The 23,563-nt window shown below is 44.2% G+C and carries 22 protein-coding genes; 3 read left to right on the forward strand and 19 right to left on the reverse strand.

The window, feature by feature from the left end:
- The 4 genes from J2T19_RS14060 to J2T19_RS14075 all read right to left on the reverse strand — a co-directional run bounded on the left by J2T19_RS14060 (window position 1) and on the right by J2T19_RS14075 (window position 3,015).
- Window positions 1-879, reverse strand: a complete 879-nt coding sequence (locus J2T19_RS14060) for a metal ABC transporter permease (RefSeq protein WP_307216701.1) — start codon at window positions 877-879, stop codon at window positions 1-3.
- Window positions 825-1,532, reverse strand: coding sequence for a metal ABC transporter ATP-binding protein (locus J2T19_RS14065; protein WP_307216703.1), 708 nt, complete (start codon window positions 1,530-1,532; stop codon window positions 825-827). Before J2T19_RS14065 ends, J2T19_RS14060 begins: the two co-directional genes overlap by 55 nt.
- A 49-nt stretch (window positions 1,533-1,581) precedes the next feature.
- Window positions 1,582-1,731, reverse strand: a complete 150-nt coding sequence (gene rpmG / locus J2T19_RS14070; protein WP_036613813.1) for a 50S ribosomal protein L33 — start codon at window positions 1,729-1,731, stop codon at window positions 1,582-1,584.
- A 78-nt stretch (window positions 1,732-1,809) separates the two neighbouring features.
- Window positions 1,810-3,015 carry a GTP-binding protein gene (locus J2T19_RS14075; protein ID WP_307216706.1) on the reverse strand — a complete coding sequence of 402 codons (1,206 nt, stop codon included), beginning with the start codon at window positions 3,013-3,015 and terminating at the stop codon, window positions 1,810-1,812.
- A 267-nt stretch (window positions 3,016-3,282) separates the two neighbouring features.
- On the opposite strand from J2T19_RS14075, the gene J2T19_RS14080 reads away from it, so the two are divergent.
- A complete protein-coding gene (locus J2T19_RS14080) occupies window positions 3,283-4,317 on the forward strand; it encodes a permease (protein ID WP_307216708.1) in 1,035 nt (344 codons plus the stop codon).
- A 44-nt stretch (window positions 4,318-4,361) separates the two neighbouring features.
- The gene (locus J2T19_RS14085; protein WP_307216710.1) at window positions 4,362-5,345 is read left to right on the forward strand and encodes a TIGR03943 family putative permease subunit; all 984 of its coding nucleotides are present in this window, start codon (window positions 4,362-4,364) and stop codon (window positions 5,343-5,345) included.
- A gap of 114 nt (window positions 5,346-5,459) precedes the next feature.
- Here the strand turns inward: J2T19_RS14085 and J2T19_RS14090 are convergent, their stop codons facing one another.
- From J2T19_RS14090 to glpX, 15 genes are all read right to left on the reverse strand, one after another.
- Window positions 5,460-6,668, reverse strand: a complete 1,209-nt coding sequence (locus J2T19_RS14090; RefSeq protein WP_307216712.1) for a hypothetical protein — start codon at window positions 6,666-6,668, stop codon at window positions 5,460-5,462.
- Window positions 6,669-6,905: 237 nt separating this feature from the next.
- Window positions 6,906-8,207: a pyrimidine-nucleoside phosphorylase gene (locus J2T19_RS14095; RefSeq protein WP_307216714.1), complete on the reverse strand. Its 1,302-nt coding sequence runs from the start codon at window positions 8,205-8,207 to the stop codon at window positions 6,906-6,908.
- A 498-nt stretch (window positions 8,208-8,705) separates the two neighbouring features.
- Window positions 8,706-9,413 carry a purine-nucleoside phosphorylase gene (deoD, locus tag J2T19_RS14100; protein WP_307216715.1) on the reverse strand — a complete coding sequence of 236 codons (708 nt, stop codon included), beginning with the start codon at window positions 9,411-9,413 and terminating at the stop codon, window positions 8,706-8,708.
- Between the two features lie 177 nt (window positions 9,414-9,590).
- Window positions 9,591-10,769, reverse strand: a complete 1,179-nt coding sequence (gene deoB, locus J2T19_RS14105) for a phosphopentomutase (RefSeq protein ID WP_307216717.1) — start codon at window positions 10,767-10,769, stop codon at window positions 9,591-9,593.
- Between the two features lie 29 nt (window positions 10,770-10,798).
- Complete coding sequence (locus J2T19_RS14110) at window positions 10,799-11,989, reverse strand: NupC/NupG family nucleoside CNT transporter (protein ID WP_307216719.1); 1,191 nt, start codon at window positions 11,987-11,989, stop codon at window positions 10,799-10,801.
- A 294-nt stretch (window positions 11,990-12,283) separates the two neighbouring features.
- Window positions 12,284-12,958, reverse strand: a complete 675-nt coding sequence (gene deoC / locus J2T19_RS14115; protein WP_056691424.1) for a deoxyribose-phosphate aldolase — start codon at window positions 12,956-12,958, stop codon at window positions 12,284-12,286.
- A 218-nt stretch (window positions 12,959-13,176) separates the two neighbouring features.
- Entirely contained in the window at window positions 13,177-14,115 is a 939-nt protein-coding gene (gene deoR, locus J2T19_RS14120; RefSeq protein WP_307217117.1) for a DNA-binding transcriptional repressor DeoR, read from the reverse strand.
- A 245-nt stretch (window positions 14,116-14,360) separates the two neighbouring features.
- Window positions 14,361-14,711: a hypothetical protein gene (locus J2T19_RS14125; protein WP_307216722.1), complete on the reverse strand. Its 351-nt coding sequence runs from the start codon at window positions 14,709-14,711 to the stop codon at window positions 14,361-14,363.
- Window positions 14,712-14,801: 90 nt separating this feature from the next.
- Window positions 14,802-15,695 carry an NAD-dependent epimerase/dehydratase family protein gene (locus J2T19_RS14130; protein ID WP_307216724.1) on the reverse strand — a complete coding sequence of 298 codons (894 nt, stop codon included), beginning with the start codon at window positions 15,693-15,695 and terminating at the stop codon, window positions 14,802-14,804.
- Window positions 15,696-15,714: 19 nt separating this feature from the next.
- Window positions 15,715-16,698, reverse strand: coding sequence for a Gfo/Idh/MocA family protein (locus tag J2T19_RS14135; protein WP_307216726.1), 984 nt, complete (start codon window positions 16,696-16,698; stop codon window positions 15,715-15,717).
- A 150-nt stretch (window positions 16,699-16,848) separates the two neighbouring features.
- Window positions 16,849-17,955, reverse strand: coding sequence for a Gfo/Idh/MocA family protein (locus J2T19_RS14140; RefSeq protein ID WP_307216728.1), 1,107 nt, complete (start codon window positions 17,953-17,955; stop codon window positions 16,849-16,851).
- Between the two features lie 149 nt (window positions 17,956-18,104).
- The gene (locus J2T19_RS14145) at window positions 18,105-18,830 is read right to left on the reverse strand and encodes a ThuA domain-containing protein (RefSeq protein WP_307216730.1); all 726 of its coding nucleotides are present in this window, start codon (window positions 18,828-18,830) and stop codon (window positions 18,105-18,107) included.
- Window positions 18,831-18,888: 58 nt separating this feature from the next.
- Window positions 18,889-20,061 carry a Gfo/Idh/MocA family protein gene (locus J2T19_RS14150; protein WP_307216732.1) on the reverse strand — a complete coding sequence of 391 codons (1,173 nt, stop codon included), beginning with the start codon at window positions 20,059-20,061 and terminating at the stop codon, window positions 18,889-18,891.
- Between the two features lie 39 nt (window positions 20,062-20,100).
- The gene (locus tag J2T19_RS14155) at window positions 20,101-21,150 is read right to left on the reverse strand and encodes a LacI family DNA-binding transcriptional regulator (protein WP_307216734.1); all 1,050 of its coding nucleotides are present in this window, start codon (window positions 21,148-21,150) and stop codon (window positions 20,101-20,103) included.
- Window positions 21,151-21,401: 251 nt separating this feature from the next.
- Entirely contained in the window at window positions 21,402-22,493 is a 1,092-nt protein-coding gene (gene glpX / locus J2T19_RS14160) for a class II fructose-bisphosphatase (protein ID WP_307217119.1), read from the reverse strand.
- 770 nt (window positions 22,494-23,263) lie between these two features.
- Here glpX and J2T19_RS14165 point away from each other — a divergent pair.
- Window positions 23,264-23,404 carry a hypothetical protein gene (locus J2T19_RS14165; protein WP_307216736.1) on the forward strand — a complete coding sequence of 47 codons (141 nt, stop codon included), beginning with the start codon at window positions 23,264-23,266 and terminating at the stop codon, window positions 23,402-23,404.
- Window positions 23,405-23,563 lie beyond the last annotated feature (159 nt).

The raw sequence follows: 23,563 nt of genomic DNA on the forward strand, positions 1-23,563 counted from the left end.
TTATATATTCTCCTTTGAATGGATAGATAGTATGGCTCTTTGTTGTGTTTTTGCTACGCGGTGACGTTTACGGTTATATAGTGAAATCAGCTTTTGCGCTGATATTCCAGTCAACAGAAATACCAACAGGATTAGTGCAATCGTACCTCCCGGTGGTGTGTTCAAATGATAAGAAGTTGTCAAACCGCTAAAAATTCCGATAAGCCCTGTAACCACAGCAATAACAATGGCTGTAGCAAAACTACGTGATACTCTTAGTGCGAGTGCTGCTGGCAGCACAATGAGCGCAGATACGAGCAACACACCAACAATAGGCATGGCTGCTGCGACCGTCATTCCTGTCAGAACGGCAAATGCGAACGATAACCCTTTGACCTGAACACCACCGATGGAGGCTGTTTCTTCATCAAATGTTAGATTGTATAACGGTCTTCTGAGAACAATGAAAAAGGCTAAACCGATCAGACATACCACAACCATCATGAGCAGCTGAATATTACTAACGGCAACGATGGAACCGAATAGATAGGAACTGAAGGTTTTGGACAGATTCGTTTTCAAACTCATAAGTACAACGGCAAGTGCAAGGCCTGATGTCATAATAATAGCGACAGGAACTTCACTATAGGTTCGATAACTTCTCCGTAATTGTTCAACCAGCAATGCACCAATGACCGCAACGACGAAGCCGCTGATGACTGGATTCAGATTCATAACCGAACCAAGCGCCACGCCCGCTAGCGATACATGGGATAATGTATCAGCCATTAGAACCTGTCTTCGAAGCATGAGGTAGACTCCCAGGATGGGAGCAATGATGCCAATTAATCCTCCTGCCCAAAAGGCACGCTGCATGAATTCGTACTCAAACACTGCCATTCCTCACTTTCTTGACGTTCCAACGTGATCGTTCGATCTAATCGGTTGCCCATTTCTTCTAGACCATGTGTAACCATAATGATCGTCAAGCCGTGAACATCTGCGTAGTGGCGCATCAAATCATAGAAGCCTTCCCGACTGCGTCGATCCATCCCCGTTGTCGGTTCATCTAACACAAGTACTTGCGGCTGTCCTGCCAGAGCTCTTGCAATACAGATACGCTGCTTCTGTCCCCCGGACAGTTCGCCTACTCGCATATTCCTGTATTCCCACATGCCTACTTCGCGAAGACTACGCTCCACAATGGCTTCCTGTTCGGTGGTAAACTTACGAAAGAGCCCAAGCTTGCGATAACATCCTGATTTGACCAATTCAATCACGGTGCTTGGAAAACCGCTATTGAATGATGCCACCTGTTGAGGCACATACCCAATCTCTAACTTTTTACCGCGGGTATTCTGAATATTCATATGAACCGAACCGCTCCAGGGCTGAAGCAGCCCTAGCAGCAATTTCAGCATGGTTGTCTTCGCAGAACCATTGGGGCCTGTAATACCTACGAATTCTCCCACATGAATATCTAACGACAGTTGATCAATGACAGGTTCTTTCCCGTATCCAAATACGACATCACGCATGGAGGATAGTATCATGATTCTTCCTCTTTTCGTAATTATTACGATGTAAAAATGACAAAAAAAATTAACGTGTTTCCCGGTGAATCGTCATCTTCTTCAATCGTGGCGAATATTTCTTCATCTCAAGGCGCTCCGGATGGTTACGCTTGTTCTTCGTTGTTGTATAGTTGCGATCTCCGCACTCGGTGCAGGCTAGTGTAACAATGACTCTCATGATTGTTGCCTCCCTTTATTTAATCGTAATCATTACTATTTAATGATACTAGCTTATGCCTTTTCTTTTGTCAAGACTTCAGCTTCTACTCCACTGTGGAAAAGGATCTTTCAGCTCTCTCCAATTCATATGCATCTCTTCTTCGGTTAGAAGTGTCTCGTCGAGCGTACGCTCAATCTCTACCCGGTTCATATCAATGCCGATAAAAACAAGTTTGGTTACTCGGTCGCCCCATTCATCATCCCAGTCTGGAATAGCAGGCAACGTGTCGCCAAAATGTAACTGCCGCTCCTCTTCACTCATCGCACCTACCCAAATACCTGCTGGCGAGAGCTGCTTCGATGTGCCGGCATGACTGAAAGAGATTGCCATATGGTTTCGCGTAGCCAGCCACATCAAGCCTTTGGAACGTACTATCGTATTTGGCCACTTGGCAATCCAATGAAGTAAGCGTTCTGGGTGAAAAGGACGTTTACGATGATATACAAAAGAATGAATGCCATATTCCTCTGTCTCGGGAGTATGTTCTTCTTTCATCAGCTCACGAATCCAACCGGCAGACTGACTTGCTTTTTCAAAATCAAATCGGCCTGTGTTCAATATTTCACGCGGATCAATCTGACCTTGTGTCGTGCGGATCAATTTAGCTTCTGGTTGCATCGCATGCAGTGCTTTTTCAAGCTTAGATAGTTCTTCCTCGGTCGCTAAATCGCATTTGTTGAGAATAAGCACATCACAGAATTCAACCTGATCCGTCAGTAGATGTACGATTCCACGAACGTCGTCCTCGCCTGCTTCCTGTCCACGATCCTTCAGCGTTTCTTTTGAGTAAAAGTCACGCCAGAACTGAGCTGCATCCACAACCGTAACCATCGTATCCAGACGAGTAAATTGCGTGAGATCTATGCCAAGCTCTTCATCGATATACGTAAACGTCTGGGCAACAGGTACAGGCTCGCCTATGCCCGTGGATTCAATTAATATGTAGTCAAATGAACCATCCAGTGCAAGCCGTTCTACCTCTTTCAGCAGATCCTCTCGCAATGTGCAGCAGATGCAGCCATTAGACATCTCGACTAGCTTCTCGTCTATACGGGATAACCCTCCGCCATCCCGAATTAAGCCAGCATCAATGTTAACTTCACTAAGATCGTTTACAATGACCGCCACACGCATACCCTCTCGATTATGCAGTACGTGATTGAGCAACGTTGTTTTGCCTGCGCCCAAATATCCACTTAGGACGGTTACGGGCACCTTTTCTTTTATTTGTTGATCCGACATCTCTGCTTCCTCCAATCTAATCTTTTACTACGCACACGTGAACCTTTTAAATCCATTAAGTGTACTTTGATGAATCTTTTATTAATCGTAATTATTACGATTAAGGACTTACAGAAATATAACGTATTTATGTATAGCTTGTCAACTATATGGAGATCTCCCCTTCGTTAATCGTAAAAATATTGATTAGAGTTAACAAATGATGTATGTCACTGCACGTACAAGCATATATTCTAGCAAAGTCTCAGTTGTGGAGGTCTGTTTGTAATGAAGATAGCAGCCAATGTGAAGCTCTTAACGTTCCTTATCCCATGTGCCTTTCTAGTTCCAGTACTTATTACACTAGCTCCTGATCTGAGTGCTGCTTGGAATAGCGAAGCTTTGCAAAATATGAAAACCATTTTCGTCAGTATTTTCTTAGAGGCAGCCCCTTTTCTACTAATGGGGGTACTCCTGTCATCGCTAATGCAATGGTTTGTTTCTGAAGAAATGGTACGCAGGCTCACACCCAAAAACCCCATTGGCGGAGTGCTCGTTGCTGGACTATTAGGTATTGTCTTTCCGATCTGTGAGTGCGGTATGATCCCCGTCGTGCGGCGACTAATGCATAAAGGCATGCCAGCTTACATTGCGGTTACCTTTATTCTGAGTGGACCCGTGGTGAATCCCATTGTATTTACAGCTACACTGCTTGCGTTCCCCTCGCATCCCGAGATTACGATTGCACGTATGGGACTTGCATTTGCTGTAGCAGCTTCCGTGGGTGGTCTAGTGTATGTGTTCGCTCGTCGTAACCCGCTCCGTACACCAAAAACAACCATTACCGAAGTGAAGACACATCCTGGTTTTAAGATGGCTCAACCACATACACATGACCATTCTCATGAACACAATCATGTTAAAAATTGGCGGAGTTTCTTCATTCATGCTGGAGACGAATTCGTGGATATGAGCAAATATTTGGTGATTGGTGCCTTGATTACCGCCTGTATCCAGACTTTTATTAGCCGAAGTGATCTGATCTCCCTTGGTAACGGTCCTGTGGCTTCGTATGTTTTCATGATGGGTTTTGCCTATGTACTATCCTTGTGCTCGACATCCGATGCTTTTGTGGCTTCGGCGTTCTCACATACGTTTGCACTTGGTCCATTAGTTTCTTTCCTTGTACTCGGTCCAATGCTTGATTTCAAAAGTACTTTAATGCTGCTCTCTACCTTCCGCACTCGCTTTGTTATTGGACTAAGCCTAGCCATCATCACACTTGTATTTGCCGGATCATGGTTGATTAATTTATTGGCGTGAACCCGATTGCATATATAGACTCGATCAATAAAAGAGGTGAAGAGATGAACAATCCGGCTCAGACGGTGACGAGAAATATGTTGCCGAAGCCAAATAACATCCAATGGCACAGTTTAATTCGCGCAAGCTGGATGGGTGGCATTGCTGTCTACATTTTTCACCTGAATTCAAGTGATTCTCTACATTATTACTTAGCACCTACGATGCAGAAGCTGCTGTTATGCTGCCCGATTCCCTTTATATTTATCGCTATCATTATGGCGTGGCATGGTCTTTTCAGTAGAAGTGAGGTGCATTGCGACTGTGAACATCCACCACCTACGGGCTTTGTTCGTAGTTCCGTCTTATACGGATTGATTGCCCTTCCCTTAATGTTCGGCTTCCTTCTGCCAGATCAGGCTTTGGGTAGCTCTATAGCGAGCCAGAAAGGAATGTCGCTTACCTATGCACCTCCGGAGATTCGGCGAAAGGAGCCTTTGCCTGCTGTCACAGCAAATCTGAACGTCCAGGATCTTAGCCAGCAACAGCCAACAGTTACGACGACATCAACATCTGACGTACAATTCATTCCTCCAGATGAGTATAGTAGAGAATTTGCCGACTTAGCCGAGAAGTTATATGTAGAGCCGGTTATTCAGGTCTATCCTGAGGTTTTCTCCGAAACGCTTGGTACCATCGACATGTTTCAACGCCAATTCGCAGGCAAAGAAATCTCATTGACAGGATTCGTATATCGTGACGCAAGTATGGAGCATGAATCTCATTTTGCATTGGGACGATTTCTTGTGATGTGCTGTCCAGCGGATGCTGCGCCATTTGGTGTTATGATTCATATTGAAAGCGCAAATACCTTCCCAACCGATAGTTGGGTGCAAATTAAAGGCACGATTGGTTCTGCTCAGGTAGATGGCAAAGACACAATAGAGATTCGGGCTACACAGGTTACTCCTGTATCCGAGCCATCCACACCCTACATTTACACAAGCGCAGATTCGGTGATGGCGTATGAAAAACGGAATGGAAATTAACGAAGCTATCCTTTCAGCTTTGAAGGGAATATGCAACGATAAATATGTAATGCAAAAAACACACTATTTTAATAGTGTGTTTTCTTCTGTACACAATTATTGCACTATACATCTTTATTGGGAGAAGCTATTTAACCAACCATTCCATGCTTGCGTGTTGGCAGGCTTTCCAGAATCGTTTAACTTCATATACTCCAAAAGCTGATCCAAACTATTGGATTGATTATCCCGATATTCTTGGATAAAATGCAACATGGCTTTATATACAATAAGATCTAGAGGAGAGTATGTGATCGTATCATTTGAGCTTCCATCTCCACTGCCGTTTCCCCCATTATCAACCGGTGGTTCAGAAGGCGTACGAGTTACAGCATCCGCATCAGTGAACGTACCTGTGTCTCCGATGTATGTAGGGTAACTAATGGCGATCTCTCCAGTTAGGCTATGGCCCAATCGACCGATGTTGGGTTTTTCTAGGGTTGTAATCATACCTTGACTATTCACAATTCCTTTAAGAGCTGGGATCGTTATTCTTGTTGGGAAGGTGCTCGGTACAGCTAAAGGATTATACTGTATATTTTCTCCTGTGCTGTTATCTACGAAAATAGGCATGACTGTCTGGTAAGTCGATGTCATATCTAATTCTTTGACTGCTGAGCTATAAGCTGCAAATGCATTGGGAAATTGCTGTGTTGAGAGAGTGCTTGGCCAAATCGTCCGATGAGGATATGTGCTTAACTGTATCTTCCCGTACATATCTGTATGTACACTATATACATAGTGCATCACGCCACTCATAAACGTACCAAGATCATATTTAGTTTCTCCTGGCCGGTTTGTAGTTTTTACTGTAGAAGGAACAATAACCGACTTAATTGTAGCTACCTTTTCGATTGTATGGTTTGCATCATTGATCAGCGCACCCGCTCCAAAGTATTCATTCCACTTGTTTACCAGGTACATTTGTGCATCCGAAGACCATTGTAGACTGTACTTTCTATTCGTTCCCCATAGATCATTATAACCTTGAATCGACGATGTAATTTCTGATCTTATCGTTGCATTGGCATCTTGCCAAGCTTGTTGCCCAAAGTGATGCACCTGCTCCATAATACTAGGATCAATATTCGTCGCATTCTCCGCAGCTGCCAGAAGCACGGTTCCACCCCACTGCATGATTGCGCCTGCTTCCAGTTCCCCTGGGGCAAAATTAGAACTTGCTGCTTCAGCCTTGAATTGCACTGTTGATGCGAATAGTAGAATCATGATGCTTAATACGATACTTGATCTTTTAATAAACTTTTGCTGAGATTTGCTAAACAACGTAAACTCCTCCTACTCGTATGTACTTCATGAAACTCTACACATTTAAAACCTCAGGAACATTTGGATCTTGTTATCCAGCCTACTTCTACCCTCCTTAAAAGGTAAAATATAACTCTAATATTATCTCAAATCCTGATGTTTACGTAAATAAAAAATGACATAGGTGGAAGCAAGATAAACGTATTCTGGTTCTGTAAAAGAAAACAACCGTATATTCGGCTGAATGCATTTGAACTATTCGGTTACGATATCATGCACCAATACTGGAGCATCCGCTTTATCTGCAATCGTAATATTTTCTTTAATCTTCGCAATTACATCCGCCACATCTTCACGATTAGCGTGGATCGTTACGAGTGATTCGCCTACTTTGACAGGGTCACCCACTTTTTTGTTCAACATCAGACCAACAGCAAGATCGATCTCGGATTCTTTGGTTGCGCGACCTGCACCAAGCAGCATCGCAGCTGTACCAATCTCATCCGCAACGATTCCTGATACGAAACCGTCTTGGTCTGCAGGTACTTCGATAAGGTATTGAGCTTGCGGCAATCGATCTGGATGATCCACAACAGAAGCATCTCCGCCTTGATTTGCTAAGAAATGTTTGAATTTCTCCAGTGCTTTACCGTTCTGGATCACTTCTTTCAATTTCTCTTCAGCTTGCTCAAGAGAGTCTGCTTTGCCAGCGAGGAATACCATTTGGCGTCCAAGTGCCAGACAGAGCTCTTCCAGATCTTTAGGCCCTTTACCTTGCAGGGTAAGAATGGCTTCTTTTACTTCAAGTGCATTACCAATAGCCAGACCCAACGGTTGGGACATGTCAGAGATCACGGCCATCGTTTTACGTCCAACATTGTTACCAATGCTCACCATTGCATGTGCAAGTTCTTTAGCATCTTCTGCAGTTTTCATGAATGCACCAGCACCTGTTTTCACATCCAGTACGATGGCATCTGCTCCTGCTGCGATTTTCTTACTCATGATAGAACTAGCGATCAGTGGAATGGAGTTAACGGTTGCTGTTACGTCACGCAAAGCATATAGCTTCTTATCCGCAGGCGTTAGGTTACCACTTTGTCCGATTACCGCTACCTTGTGCTCGTTAACGAGTCTGATGAATTCTTCTTTTTCAAGCTCAACATGAAAACCTGCAACGGATTCCAGTTTATCTGTTGTTCCACCTGTGTGGCCAAGTCCACGACCGGACATTTTGGCAACTGGAACGTCCAGTGCAGCTACGAGAGGAGCTAATACAAGCGTTGTTGTATCGCCCACCCCACCTGTGGAGTGCTTGTCTACTTTGATGCCTTCAATGGCTGACAGATCAATCGTTTCACCCGAATTCACCATCGACATCGTCAGATCGGCACGTTCTTTGTCCGTCATATCGTTGAAAAATACAGACATCGCCCATGCGCTAACTTGATAGTCAGGAATCTCTCCTTGGGTGTATCCTTGAACGACGAAGTCGATCTCTTCTGTTGTTAATTCTTTTCCGTCACGTTTCTTGGCAATAATGTCTACCATTCTCATGATGCTCTCTCCTTGTGTATGTTAGTGTATGTTAATTTTACAGAACACTTTGTGCGGAGTCCGTTCCGGCAATGGATCGTTCTTTCGATCGCTGTTGTCTTCACATTTCTCTGAATCACCTCTCATGAGGTTGAAATGTGAAGACAAAGGCGAACGCTTTGCTTCTTCAGAATCGATTCCATTGCCTCCACTCCGTGCTCCAAACAAAAGTTTCGGTAAAATCAAATTATTTTAGTGCAGTAAATTCTTATGCAAAGAGCGTGTGCTCGCTTCTTCAGAATCGATTCCATTGCCTCCACTCCGAGCTCCAAACAAAAGTTTCGGTAAAATCAAATTATTTTTGTGCAGTAAATCCTTATGCAAAGAGCGTGTGCTCGCTTCTTCAAAATCAATTCCATTGCCTCCACTCCGTGCTCCGAACAAAAGTTTCGATAAATTCAAATTATTTTCGGTGCAGTAAACCTTTGTGCGGTATGCGTACTGACAATGGATTGTCTTTTACAAATTAATTGCTGTATCCAATGCTACGACCATCATGTCATTGAACGTTTTTTGGCGCTCTTCTGCTGAGGTTTCTTCGCCTGTGAGCAAGTGGTCGCTTACAGTCAGGATAGTAAGTGCATTAACACCAAACTTGGCAGCAATGGTGTACAATGCTGTTGTTTCCATTTCTACGCCAAGTACGCCATGTTTCATCAATTTTTCCGTTACGGAACGGTCGTCGCGATAGAAAGAATCGGAACTGAAAACGTTACCGACGTGAATTTTCATTCCCTTAGCTGTAGCGCGGTCATATGCTTCTTTGAGCAATGAGAACGTAGCGATTGGTGAGAAGTCATATCCACCGAATACGTGTTTATTCATACTTGAATCTGTACATGCTGCTTGTGCAAGGATAACGTCACGTACACGCACATGCTCCTGCATTCCGCCGCAAGTTCCTACACGAATTAAGTTCTTCACACCATATTCACTAATCAATTCATTTGCATAGATGGCGAAGGACGGAATCCCCATCCCTGAACCTTGCACCGAAATGCGGTGCCCTTGATATGTACCTGTGAAGCCGAGCATACCGCGAACCTCGTTGTAACACACAACGTCTTCTAGATATGTGTCAGCAATGTATTTTGCGCGCAATGGATCTCCTGGCAAAAGAATCGTTTCAGCAATATCTCCAGGTTTTGCTCCAATATGTGTACTCATAAAATAATCTCCTCCAATATGTTATATACGTCCGTCTATATAATGGACGAGGAAGCGGAGAAACTGTAGTTTACCCCGATCCCTGACCATGGTTTGCACTTCAAAGTCATGCGTTTGTCGAATTTTCGACCAAGTTAGCGTCATTTCTTAGATCCGTTTAGTTCAATCTTTACGTACTTACTTCAGATCTTTCAAGAAGCTTGTACCATACTCCGGCATTTTCACACCAAAGTTCTCCGCTACCGTTGCACCAAGATCAGCAAAGGTACTGCGCAGATCAAGCTGTTTGCCCTCACTGAAACGCGGGGAGTATGCCAGCAAAGGTACATATTCACGTGTGTGGTCTGTACCACGGTATGTTGGATCGTTACCATGGTCGGCTGTAATCAGCAGCAGATCGTCGTTTGTCATTTTCGCAAAAATTTCTGGCAGGCGTGCATCATAATCTTCAAGGGCTTGTGCATACCCTTGTGGATCACGACGGTGACCATACAGCGCATCAAAATCTACCAGATTCAAGAAGCTCAGACCAGTGAATTCTTCATCCATCGTTTCGGACAACTTGTCCATTCCATCCATATTGGAAACGGTACGAACAGATTTGGTTACACCCTCACCATCATAGATATCCGCGATTTTACCAAGAGCAATAACATCAAACCCGCCATCTTTCAATTCATTCATTACGGTACGACCAAATGGTTTGAGCGCATAGTCATGACGGTTCGCTGTCCGTTTCCAGTCACCTGCTTCACCCACGAAAGGACGTGCAATAATACGACCCAACATGTAAGGATCTTCAAGCGTAATTTCACGGCAGAACTCACAGATCTCATACAGTTCCTTCAAAGGAACGACATCTTCGTGCGCTGCAATTTGCAGTACCGAGTCAGCCGATGTATATACGATCAGTGCACCCGTTTCAACATGCTCAGCACCTAGTTCATCCAGAATTTCAGTGCCGCTCGCAGGTTTGTTACCAATCACTTTACGGCCTGTTTTTTCTTCAATTCGCTGAATCAGCTCATCCGGGAAGCCATTTTCAAACACACGGAAAGGTGTATCAATATACAAGCCCATGATCTCCCAGTGACCTGTCATGGTATCTTTACCTTTGGATGCTTCCTGCATTTTGGTGTAATACGCTTTAGGTGCAGCTGCTACAGGAATACCCTCGATTTCTTTAATATTAGATAGTCCAAGACTCGCCATATGTGGCATCTTCAGACCTCCGCGTTCACGTGCAATGTGACCGAACGTATCGACATCAAAATCATCAAATTCTGCTGCATCTGGCGCTTCGCCGATTCCTACAGAATCCATAACGATTAGATGTACTCTTTTGAATGTTGACATAAATGAAGCACTCCTTCCAATAATCCAGCTTACAAGTACAGTCCAGTGATGATCGCCGACAGCACGCTGACAAGCGATGCACCATAAAGCAGCTTCAGACCGAAGCGGGCCACCACATTACCTTGTTTCTCATGAAGTCCTTTAACCGCACCGGCAATAATACCGATGGAAGAGAAATTAGCGAACGATACGAGGAAAACAGACACGATTCCGGTAGTTCTCTCCGACAATGCTGTCTGACCACTAAGACTTAGCATTGCGACGAATTCATTGGATACCATTTTCGTTGCCATAATACTTCCCGCTTGAATCGCCTCTTTCCAAGGGATCCCCATAATAAAGGCAAAGGGTGCAAACACATAACCAAGCAGTTCCTGGAATGAAATACCGAGCACCGCACTGAAAATACCATTAATTAAGGCGATTAACGCGACAAAACCGATGAGCATCGCAGCAACCACTATGGCTACTTTGAATCCATCTAGAATGTACTCACCTAGCATTTCGAAGAACGATTGCTTCTCCTCTTCCTGAACCTCCAATATATCTTCTTCCGGTGTAACCTGATAAGGGTTCACAATAGAAGCAATGATAAAACCGCCAAATAGATTGAGCACTAATGCCGTCACTACATATTTCGGATCAATCATCGTCATATAGGCACCGACAATGGACATCGATACCGTGGACATCGCTGAGGCACATAAGGTATACAGCCGATGTTTTGGCAGTAACCCAATTTGTTTTTTTACGGATATGAACACTTCAGATTGCCCTAGAATAGCCGAAGCAACCGCGTTATATGATTCCAGTTTGCCCATTCCGTTGATTTTGCTTAATACCAGACCAATATATTTTATAACAAAAGGCAAGATTCGGATATACTGTAATATCCCAATCAAGGCAGAGATGACCACAATCGGCATCAGCACGGTGAGGAAGAACGGACCAGATCCACCTTCTGCCCCAATGGTTACTAAATCACCGAATACAAACGCAATCCCCTCATTCGCATAATCCAGCAATGCCTTAAATGCAGTCGAGAATTTACCAACAAGAAACGTACCCGCCGCTGTATTGAGCAAGAAGTATGCCAATATGATCTGTAAAACAATCATTACCGCAAGCGGTCGGTATCGAATCTGTTTCTTCCCGTTGCTGGCGATATAAGCCAGTCCAAATACAACGAGTAGGCCTAGTATAGCGATTAAAAATTTCATGTGATCTCTCCTTTGAAGGTAGTTAAGCCAGTTGTTCAATCAGCTCAAAGGTTTCTGTTCATTGATTATAATGAAAATGAATTAAATTTACGAAAAAAAGAATGAAGCGCTTACAACATATCGCTGCGAGTTGGTGTATTTTTACGTGTCCTGCCTGTTTAACCCGCATAAGCTTATAAAAAAAACGTGAAATAGATTCGATTATGCGGGCATTCAAGACAAGCTCAGTTCGTTTACATCACTTCGTTAAACTGTAATACAGATTTTCCATACAACGAAATATATTTCGTTTGATTAATACGAAGCCGTAGATTGTCCACCTTGCATGATTTTAACGCCAGAGCTTGCGCCAATTCGTGTTGCGCCTGCTTCGATCATTTTTTGCATGTCTTCGAGGCTACGAACGCCACCGGACGCTTTCACTCCTACATCTGGACCTACCGTACGACGCATCAAAGCGATATCCTCAGGCGTTGCTCCACCAGTAGAGAATCCAGTTGATGTTTTGACGAAGTCAGCTCCAGCTCTTACAGCCGCTTCACATGCACGTACTTTTTCATCATCAGTCAACAGGCAAGTTTCGATAATGACTTTGACCAAAGCTTTACCTGCGGCCGCTTCGACCACTGCACGAATATCTTGCTCAACGTAATCGTCTTTGCCATCTTTCAACGCGCTAATGTTAATGACCATATCAACTTCTGTTGCACCTTTAGCAATGGCATCTGTCGTTTCAAATGCTTTTGTTTCAGAAGTAGAAGCTCCCAAAGGGAAACCAATAACAGTACAGATATCAACGCCAGTACCTTTTAATTGCTCAGCAGCATAAGCAACCCAACCTGGATTCACACATACGGATGCAAATTGATATTGTTTGGCTTCTTCTGTCAGTTTAACCATCTCGCTCTGTGTAGCGTCTGCACGAAGCAAAGTGTGGTCGATCATTTTAGCTAATTGTGGTGTAGTCATTCATATCTCTCCCTTTATATAAACGATGTATTCTATATCCTACACTAACATGAACATATGTAATAATCAAACTGAACTTTTGTTCACGTTGTGCTGGATGAAAATCTACTGAGTTACAACTTATACATGTACTTACCCAATTACTGCACATCTTAGCTTTCGCTCTACACAGGAAAACATCCGCCATGAGAACATGGCAGATGTTGTCACCCTTCCGATTAGAGACGAAGCAAAGCTTGGGCTGTGTACTGATCCGTAACCAGAATGTTCGCATACTGTCCTTGGAGTGCGGCATGAATCGCTTCAATTTTGCGTTGACCCCCAGCGACAAGAATGGACTTCTCCTTATTTTTCAGCTCAGACAGGTCGATACCTACTGTTCTGCTATTGATCTCTTCACTGATTAGCTTCCCCTCACTATCAAAGAAACGTGAGCAAATATCACCTGCTCCTGCATGTATCAGCAGTTGCTGCTCCTCTTCACTGAAATAACCAAGTTTGAACAAAAGTGCATCTTCCTTCACTGTGCCCACCGTAAAAATTGCGATATTCGCTTGCCGGCCAAGCTCTACAATTCTACCGATATGTCGATCAGCTTCCACCATGTTCTTCACTTCGATAGAATCAAAGATCACAGGTAGGGGCAGATATCGAGGCACAGTATGGAAAGCTTCCGCAAATAGATGTACGATATCAGCTGCATAGGTATTCACATGCGAGTGACTGACGCCTCCCTTTAACTGAACAACCTCTACGCCCTTGACCTGCTTAGGACGAAGCTGGCGAGCGACAGCATGCATCGTTGTTCCCCACGTTACACCAATAATATCCGCATCTTGAACGGTATCCTGAAGATAATCAGCAGCTCTCTTGCTAATCTGCTTCTGTATTTCTTCATCGCTCTTCAGAGGTGCGAAACATACAAGCGCTGTTTCGAGATCATATTTAGCTTTTAATTCCCCAGCAATAATATCGATATCCTCTAAAGGATCCATAATCTCAATCCGGACATAACCCCGGTCTTTGGCATACTGCAGCAGTCGAGATACGGTCGGACGTGATACACCGAGCCTGACCGCAATATCCTGTTGGCTATAATCAGACTGATAATACAACTTGGCTGCTTCTATACTTAGTCGCTGTTTCTCCAGATCTATTCCCATGTGTGCTCAACCCACTCATCTTCGTTATCGTTAGAAACCATACGTATCTTGTATATCTTATACATACATTATCAAAATAACCCTAAGCGAACAACTAATAACCGTTCAGTAATGCACTTCATGCCTCTACACAACTTCAATTAATTTAATCAATATAAAAAGCCCACTTGCATATCTCCATGGAAGGAAGCAAGTGGGCTCACGTATATTATTTTTATTTTAATATAAAAATGAAGCGATTATGATTGACCGGATTTAGATCTGCTTATCGTTTCAAGCTTGCGTGTAATCGCAGTACGATCCACTTTCAATCCCCAGATCGACTCGATAATCTGTTCTTTATCCTCAGCATCCTCTGCATGCTTTAACTGGATTAACAATGCGTGCATCTGCTCATTTATATCTTCAAACTGCATCCATAGATCATGTCTTACTTCCATAGAATCCAGATGGCGATTAGCTTCAACTTCTTCTTTCAATGCAGCTAGAATAGATTGTTCCCATTCCATATCCCTTAATTGCTTAGCCATATTCAGGAGATCCAGATAATCGTCAACAAGAAGCGAGTTCATTTCAGCATGTGTTTTCATCGTTTATTGCATCCCCTTTTCGTCTATTTACCAAGTATTATACTCGGTATTTCAGGATATGCAATAGGTGGTGAAAAAAGACGGATGTAATTAACTCTCAGATTGTAGAGCCAGAGCCACTTCGCGAACGAGACCAGGGAACCAGTCCATCAATGATTCAAACGTATAACCTGCTTGTTCAGCCTTATCTGTGCTCATCGTCCAAGATTCACTTATGCCAAAAGGTGACATATCTTCTTTCCCTGTCTCGGATAGAATCTGGGACTGCATCCCCGTTACGGATTCAATTAACTTCATCATTTCTGATAACGTAATCGCTCCTTGTGAGGCAGCATTAACCGGCCCAGTAATGGAAGAATGTCCAAGCCAGGCGAGGAATCTAGCCGCTTCGGTGGAATTAATGAATCCAATCTCGGCTTCCGGATTCGGCATGCCAATCGGTTTTCCCTTTTGCACATGTTCAATATGAAAATGCAGTCGTCTTGTATAATCATCAATCCCTAACACAATCGGAATTCGCATGGCAACAACCGGAAAATCGGCTTCTTGGAAAAATACAGCCTCAGCAAGACGTTTGCCTTCACCATAAGAAAACTGTTCATGATTCCCATATTGCAACGGGTAAATATATGGATCAAAGTCATCCTCTGTAAATCCTGGTTTCGGATCACCGTACACAGAGAGTGTAGATGTTAGAATATATCTTTTGGTTCGACCAGCGAATGCTTCACATGCCGATTTGGCCGCATCGGGTGAAAAACAGATATTGTCATACACCACATCCCACTGGTCTGTTTGAGCAACCTTTGCCAAAGATTGTGGATCTTCCCGATCCATCTTAATCCGGTTCACTTCACTTCCGAAATCCACACGCATTTTGCCCCGAGTTGCCACCGTGATCTGTGATTTCCCTTCCCACAGCAAGTGATCCACCAGACGTTTGCCGAAGAACCGTGTACCCCCAAGAATTAATACCTTTTGCATCCGGCAACCCTCCTTCTACCTATTTATCATTTGGGAAAACAAGTCCGATTTGTTTCCGGATTTGATCCATAACTAACATGGTTTCATAGGAACGTTCATATGTGTTCATATCCGATTCTAGTTTACCCGCTTCAACGAGGTTTACGAACTCTTGAACTTCGTAGAACATCGTTGGATAATTCTGCTCTGCTTCTAGTTTTTCCACCGTACCATCATTGTATCGAATCTCGGCATGTTCGGGCGATCCAATTTTATCAATTAAAATACTGCCGAGTTCACCCATAATTTCAGTAGGCACATGTGAATTAGAGATTTTGGAATAGGTTACAACCGCGTCCATCTCATCATAATTCAGAATAACACTCCCTTGACCATCCACGCCGGATGCCAACATATACGCCTGGGATTGTACTTGATTAGGTGCACCAAACAGCGTAATCAATGGATATAAACAATATACGCCCAGATCCATAAGTGCGCCATTGGCTAGCTCCGGCTTAAACGCATTTAGCACAATGCCCTCCTTATACTTGTCATAGCGTGAAGAATACTGGGAGTATCCTGCGATATACTTGCGAACAGGTCCAATTTTATGAAGGTTCGACTGAACCGTTTTGAATGCCGGTACTAGTGTTGATTTCATCGCTTCCATTAACAGAACCCCGGATTCACGAGCAGCATCCACTAATCGGCGAACCTCTTCACTATTTGCAGCTAGCGGCTTCTCGCACAATACATGCTTTTTATTTCTTAGAAACAACTCTGCCTGCTCCGCATGATATGTATTAGGCGTTGCGATATATACGGCATCAATCTCATCACTCGCTGCCATCTCTTCGAGATTCGTGAATCGGTGTGCAGCCTTATATTGATCTGCAAATGCATCTGCTTTCTCAGCACTCCGAGAGTAAACTGCAGTCAGTGCGAAGCCCTCCACCTGTGCTGCGGCCTCAAGTAGTCTTTCTGTAATCCAGTTGGTGCCTACAACTCCGAAGCGTACCATGCTTACCTACCTCTTTCATTTCTATATTATTGTCCATTGTAGCTTAATTTTCGTTCAGAATGAAGTCACCCTGCTTAACCGTAGTGAACAGGAACAGCCTGGAACCCTTTATACAAGGACACCAGGCTGCAATTTGTAACATAAGTAAAGTTACTGATCAAGCATGTAGAGAGGAAGATTCTCCGGCAGTGGAGCCGGACGCTGACAAGTGCTTTTCATTTGATAGAATGTCTGGTCATCCGAAGAATCATGGAATGCCCACATAGCTTCTAAGACATGGTACGCAAGCTCACCGCTTGCTCGATGTGCCCGGCCACTATGCGCTGCATATGCCATATCTGCTACACCAATTCCGCGTGTATTTTCCTGGTAACCTGAGAGTAGGGGTACCTCCGTCCATTCTTGCTCTCCAAGAAGTCTATAACGGACTGGACCTCCGAAGGTATTAGGGTCAGGTACTTGTAATGTACCATGCGTTCCATAAATTTCAATCGGAGGCAACACACTGCCGCCAAATACATCGAAGCTTGTAATGAGTGTGCCAATAGCGCCCTGTTCGAACTGCAGCAAGCCTGTTACATGTGTTGGGATCTCAACAGGAATCGTTTGTCCTCGCTTTTTCTCACTCGTAATCGTCCGTTCATTCATTGCTTTGCCCGTCATACCAGCAATAGTTGAGATCGGACCCAGAAGTTGCACCAGTGCTGTGAGATAGTACGGTCCCATATCAAACATCGGCCCGCCACCTGATGCATAATAAAACTCAGGATCCGGATGCCAGTGCTCGTGACCTCTGCCCATCATGAAAGCTGTTGCCGAAACAGGTTTGCCAATCACACCATCTTCAACTAATTTAAGGGCAGTTTGAATGCCTGAACCGAAGAAAGTTTCGGGTGCACAGCCCACCAACAATCCTTTTCTTTTGGCTGTCTCTAGTACGGCAAGACCTTCTTCACGAGTAACCGCAAGTGGTTTCTCCACATATACATGTTTGCCCGCTTCCAGTGCTTGCAGACACACATTCGCATGAACGGAAGGAATAGTCAGGTTGATAATCAGTTCAATCTCAGGATCCGCCAGTATTTCTTCTACCGTATACACTTTGGGAACTTGATAAGCTGCTGCTTGTTCCTCAGCCCGCTTCTGATCTAGATCTGCAACTGCCACGAGTTCAAGCACGTCAAACCGATGACAATTCTCCATATAAATGCCGCTAATTTTACCACAGCCAATGATGCCAACTTTCATAACGCTCATACTTGGGCTCCCTTCGCCATCGAACAGAAATGTAGAAACATAAAATTATGTTTTTATATGGTTATTCTGATACGTAAACGCTTAAAATGGTTGATGCACACTAGTTATAACCCAGCATTTAGTAGGTCTACTACTATCACTCTATCTCATTACGTTTGGTTGTCAGCCATACCTGTATACACTTCAGTCTTTGGTTCTTTATTTTGCTTCGCAAGTTGTTTGCCTGCGGCTGTCCATTTGAAGCCACTTCTCATCATCTCGGTTACCTGCTTCATCTCAACGATATCGGCATGATGGCCGAGTGAATTATAGAATACACGCCCTGCTCCCCAGCGCTTCGTCCAGACGACGGGCATATCTACAGGTCCATTTGCGGCGTGAGGGCCACTAACGATAGGAAAACGTGTTGTTGCTAACACTTCTACAGCAGGGTCTACGTGAAGATAATACTGCTCTGTTTTTACTTGAAAATCTTCAATGTGGTCAAGCAGTGGACTTGAGCCACGTTTCATATTAATGGTGTACTCTACCCCATCGTTACCTGGATGTGCGACCCACTGGCCACCCGTCATGAATTGCCAATCTACATTATTACGGAATGCATCACACATCCCACCATGTAGACCTGCCAAGCCTACACCACTCTGAACAGCTGCAGACACGTTGTTGACCAGTTCTTGTTCAATCTGTCCCATTGTCCAGAGCGGTACGATCAGATCAAGACCAAGCAGTTTCTCAGCGTCTGCATACGCCTCAAGTGTATCTGACACCTCAACCTCAAACTTCTCTTCCTTCAGAATACGTTCAAAAATAGCCGCTACCTGCTCCGGTTCGTGTCCATCCCAACCGCCCCATACGATCAATGCTTTACTCATCACCTAATCACTCGCTTTCCTAAATTATCATGGTAGTTTAGACTACATGCACTTAGACTCACATCTCTTCAAGGGATACCCAACGTCGCTCATCAATGGAATGCTCAACAGCTTCAAGCACTGCTTGACAAGCTACACCGTCATGGAAACTTGGTGATGGCTGACGACCTTCCGATATCGCAGTAACAAGCTCTAACATCTCGTGAGTGAACGTATGTTCAAATCCAATCGTGTGTCCAGCAGGCCACCAAGCTTCGGCATATTTGTGTGCTGGATCGGTTGCGAGTACACGGCGGAATCCTTGCACATCTTCTTCATCTTTGGTGAAATAGACTTCCAGTTCATTCATTCGTTCGAAGTCGAACCGTACACTGCCGAGACTGCCGTTAATTTCAAAGGAATTAGTGCTGCGGTGACCAGCTGCAAAACGTGTGGCCTCGAAACTTCCCAGTGCTCCATCTGCGAACTTCGCCAAGAATAGTGTTGCGTCATCGACAGTGACTTCGCCTTTCGGTGCATCACTGGTTGTGTTACCTTTGGCACTTAATCCCGTCATTTCCGAAGCAAGTGGACGTTCTTTGATGAATGTCTCGCTCATACCGATAACTTCCTTGAACTCCCCTACCAGGAAGCGAGCTAAGTCAATCAGATGTGCGCCGAGATCGCCATGCGAGCCGGAGCCAGCGACTTCTTTTTGCAGTCGCCATACGAGCGGAAAGGACGGATCCATGATCCAGTCTTGCAGGAAAAATGCACGGAAGTGATAGATTTTACCCAAGCGTCCGCTCTGCACCAGATCTTTGGCTAACTGCACTGCTGGGGAGAAACGATAATTGAACCCTACCATGTGAGCGATGCCCGCATCCTCGGCAGCTTGGAGCATCTCACGGGAATCCGCGAGTGATAGTGCCAAGGGTTTCTCACAGAATAGGTGCTTACCCTGACGTGCAGCTTCAATTGCGATCTCTTTGTGTGCATCACTTGGCGCGTTAATGTCTATAAGATCGATATCATCTCGCTTTACCAGCTCACGCCAATCTGTTACACTCTCAGACCACCCGAACTGGTTAGCAGCCTCCTGAACACCTTGCTCGTTACGCCCGCAGATGACGGACATTTCAGGCTGCAAAGGTGCTGACGGGAAAAACATGGGTAGGCTTCGGTAAGCGTTACTGTGTGCTTTCCCCATAAATTTGTATCCGACCATTCCTACACGAAGATGTTTTGACATGATCATTTCCTCCTTGGGAATTCAAGTGATTATCTACCATTAACGGATCGATGAAGCACGAACAACTAGTTCGGTAGGTAATAGATGTCTGGTTGAGTCTGAAGATAAACGTGAAAGATTCGTAGGCGCCATTCCTACCTTCTCATCAATGAGTTTCCTAGCAGCAAGCTCCCCCATCTCGTAAAATGGAACCCGCACACTGGTCAACGGTGGAACTGCCATTTCGGCGGCATCGGAGTCATCATACCCTACAAAAGCAGGGAAATCCTGAACCGATATACCACGCTCGCGCAACCCATGCATTACCCCGATGGCCATCCGATCGTTTGCTGCAAATACAGCATCAATCTCATCTAGGCGATCAGCTATGCGCCCCGCAGCTTCCAGTCCACTTCGTCTACTGTAGTTACCTTCTAGTAAAAGGCTGGGATCTAGCTCCATTTGAGCTTCCTGCATCCCCATCTGAACACCCCGCAACCGTTCTTTACTGTTTGAATAGCTGTCTGGTCCGTTGAGAAAAGCAATCTTGCGGTAGCCCTGATCGGTGAGATGGCGAATCGCTTGCCGGCTACCCTCAATATGATCCGCATCCACTTCGACGAAGGATTGACCTGCAAAATGCTGGTTCATGACGCAAAACGGATGCCCTTCCTGATGAAGCTGCTGTAGTGCCGACAGTTCTCCCGGATCATCTCTTGCACCGAGAATGATACAAGCATCTATCTTCTGCCTACGAAACAGATCTGTGTAATTCATGACCTCATCCGGTGTTCGAAACATAACGAGCAGATCCATTCCACTTTCCCGCGCTTTGTTCCCAATACCACTTAACATTTCAGAGAAGAAATAGGCAGAAAACAAATGAGCTTTAGGAACATAAGGCATCACTACACCGAGGTTACCACTTTTGCTCCTGGCAAAACTGCGAGCGAGTGCACTCGGAACGTATCCAAGTTGCTCAGAAGCTTGAAGTACTTTGCGCTTGGTTTCCTCTTTGATCGGCCCAACTCCATTTAACACACGGGACACGGTAGCCTCAGAGACACCCGCAAGCTCTGCCACTTCTTTACGTGATGCCACGACATTCACCCCCTTTGACTGAACTGAATGAATAAAACATGATCGTTAATCATGTCAGGATTCACATATAAGTTTAAAATTTCATCATTTTATGTACGCGCGTACATTTTCTCATGGGTTGTAAACGTTGTCAATGCTTTTGACACAAAAAGATGAGGATCTGCGCAAGGCAGTATCCTCATCTTTTTTAGCTTCTAAATAGTACATTTAATAAAAGTTCATATTATTCTATAATCCTCTTAGTCTGGCGAGCGTTTCCTTCATCCGTGTTCTGCTGAAGTCATTAAACTATGGTCTACAGAGGATTGGCTAAACTCCGCCTGTTCCATTGTCTTCATATGACTCGGGATACGATCAGACGGTTCTGGAATGGACTGTAGCTGTCTTACTTTGTGCAACACTTCCTTGTTCGGCAAGAAATGCTGTGAACGAATGAAACGGATCGTTTTCGTTTTGGCGCGCATAACAATGGAGTCCGTCTCAGCCCGATCATCCGCTAAATAACGTACACCTCCCAGAATTTCACCTGGTGTTACACCTGTTGCAGCAAAAATAACATCCTCTGTCCCGATCATATCTTGCATCGTTAATACTTTATAGGGGTTATCAATTCCCATCTGCAAGCAGCGCTGGAACTCGTCGGCATTAGCCGGCATCAAGCGACCTTGAATTTCGCCACCTAAGCATGATAATGCAGCAGCAGCCAAGACACCTTCAGGTGCACCTCCCGATCCAACATACAGATCAATACCCGCTTCCGGGAAAGCTGGAGCCATCGCACCTGCAACGTCACCATCACTGAGGAATTTGATCCGTACCCCAACCTTACGTAGCGTTTTAATAGTACTTTCGTGACGGACACGATCCAGAATCATGACAGTCAAATCCGAAATGTTTTTGTTCAGCGCGGCCGCTGCCTTTTCCAAAGTGACTTCAACTGGATCCTCAATGCTGACCTTGCCTACCAGAGCAGGGCCAACAGCTAGCTTCTCCATATACATATCCGGTGCATGGAGCAGGTTTCCTTTCCCAGCCACCGCAATAACCGATAAAGCATTATTTAGACCTTTAGCTACGATTTCTGTACCTTCCAGAGGGTCTACAGCTACGTCTACCTCAGGTCCTTCCGCGTTGCCCACTTCCTCACCGATATACAGCATGGGCGCTTCGTCCATTTCACCTTCACCGATTACTACCGTGCCGCGAATAGACACGGAATCGAACATGGCGCGCATGGCCAAAGTAGCCGCTTCATCTGCGCTGTTCTTATCTCCTCTTCCCATCCATGGTGCTGAGGCTAAAGCAGCCAATTCTGTTACTCTGACAATTTCCAACGCCAGTTCGCGTTCCATTTTCCCACTTCCTTTCCAGTTTTCAAAAGCATACATTGAAAGCGCTGCTAAATCCATCGCAAATCCATATGGAAATGATCTAAAAACCGCGTAATAGCCCCATTTCTCATCTTTTCGCTTCATCATGCCATAAGCGGATCAGGACTGTATATCCTGCTTTTTAACGTCAGTTTCAAGTCAAATTTAACGGTGAGTCTCTCATGATTCCGTTATTTTAATTCCCTTTTTAACCATATAATTACATTATTAATTAAACTAACTTGTATATGGATTGATTTCTAAGCAGTTAGTTCGTTAAACATGGATTAAGTAAGACTTTTCTGCAGAATATAAGCTACCAATCCATTTCTATAGATCAACATCGAAAACGATTATAGAACTCGATCGATTGATTAATATAATCATTAATTCTAGAAAATTTAAGGTAATAAATGTCGTGCCCTGTTTTCGATTATTTAAGACTAAAAAACATCTCATTGAGCACCAAAAACCACCTATGGATTTCTAAAAGACTATAGATACAGCTTATGGCTGATATCGAAAATAATAAGTTTACATAATATTTATTACGTTATATATTTCGAGTTCGTTTACAATTTTCATGAACGGTTCAATTTCAGAGTGAGTAAATGAACATCATTAATTGTGTCATGAATGTCTTTTTTAGGAGCTAGGCGCTCTGATCTGAGTCCCGTTCATTCCTTTATAGTTATCTATAGTTTCACAACTTTTAAAAAAAGTTAGTCTACACTTGTACTTGGAGGGCAGTAATGAGTTATCTGGGTGGTTTTTTTGATAATCTCTATGAGAGAACTTTGATGAGATATGCCGCAGAATTGCTCATGGAGAGTTATTCACGATTGGTCATGCTCGTGCCCAAAAGGCTTGTTAACGTGCCGACGATTCGTTAGAATTTCCATCATGTAATTTTGCTGCAAATAAGGCCTACGGAGTTCGTTAGAGTTGGAGCATGATCGAGGGTCATGACTTAGTCACTTAAAATCTCACATTTATGTACGGCTGCTACCAGCTTGCTTGCTCTACGATGACAATGATGGTCAGGTCAGAGC

It is taken from the genome of Paenibacillus tundrae (assembly GCF_030812775.1).
GTDB classification, from domain to species: domain Bacteria; phylum Bacillota; class Bacilli; order Paenibacillales; family Paenibacillaceae; genus Paenibacillus; species Paenibacillus tundrae_A.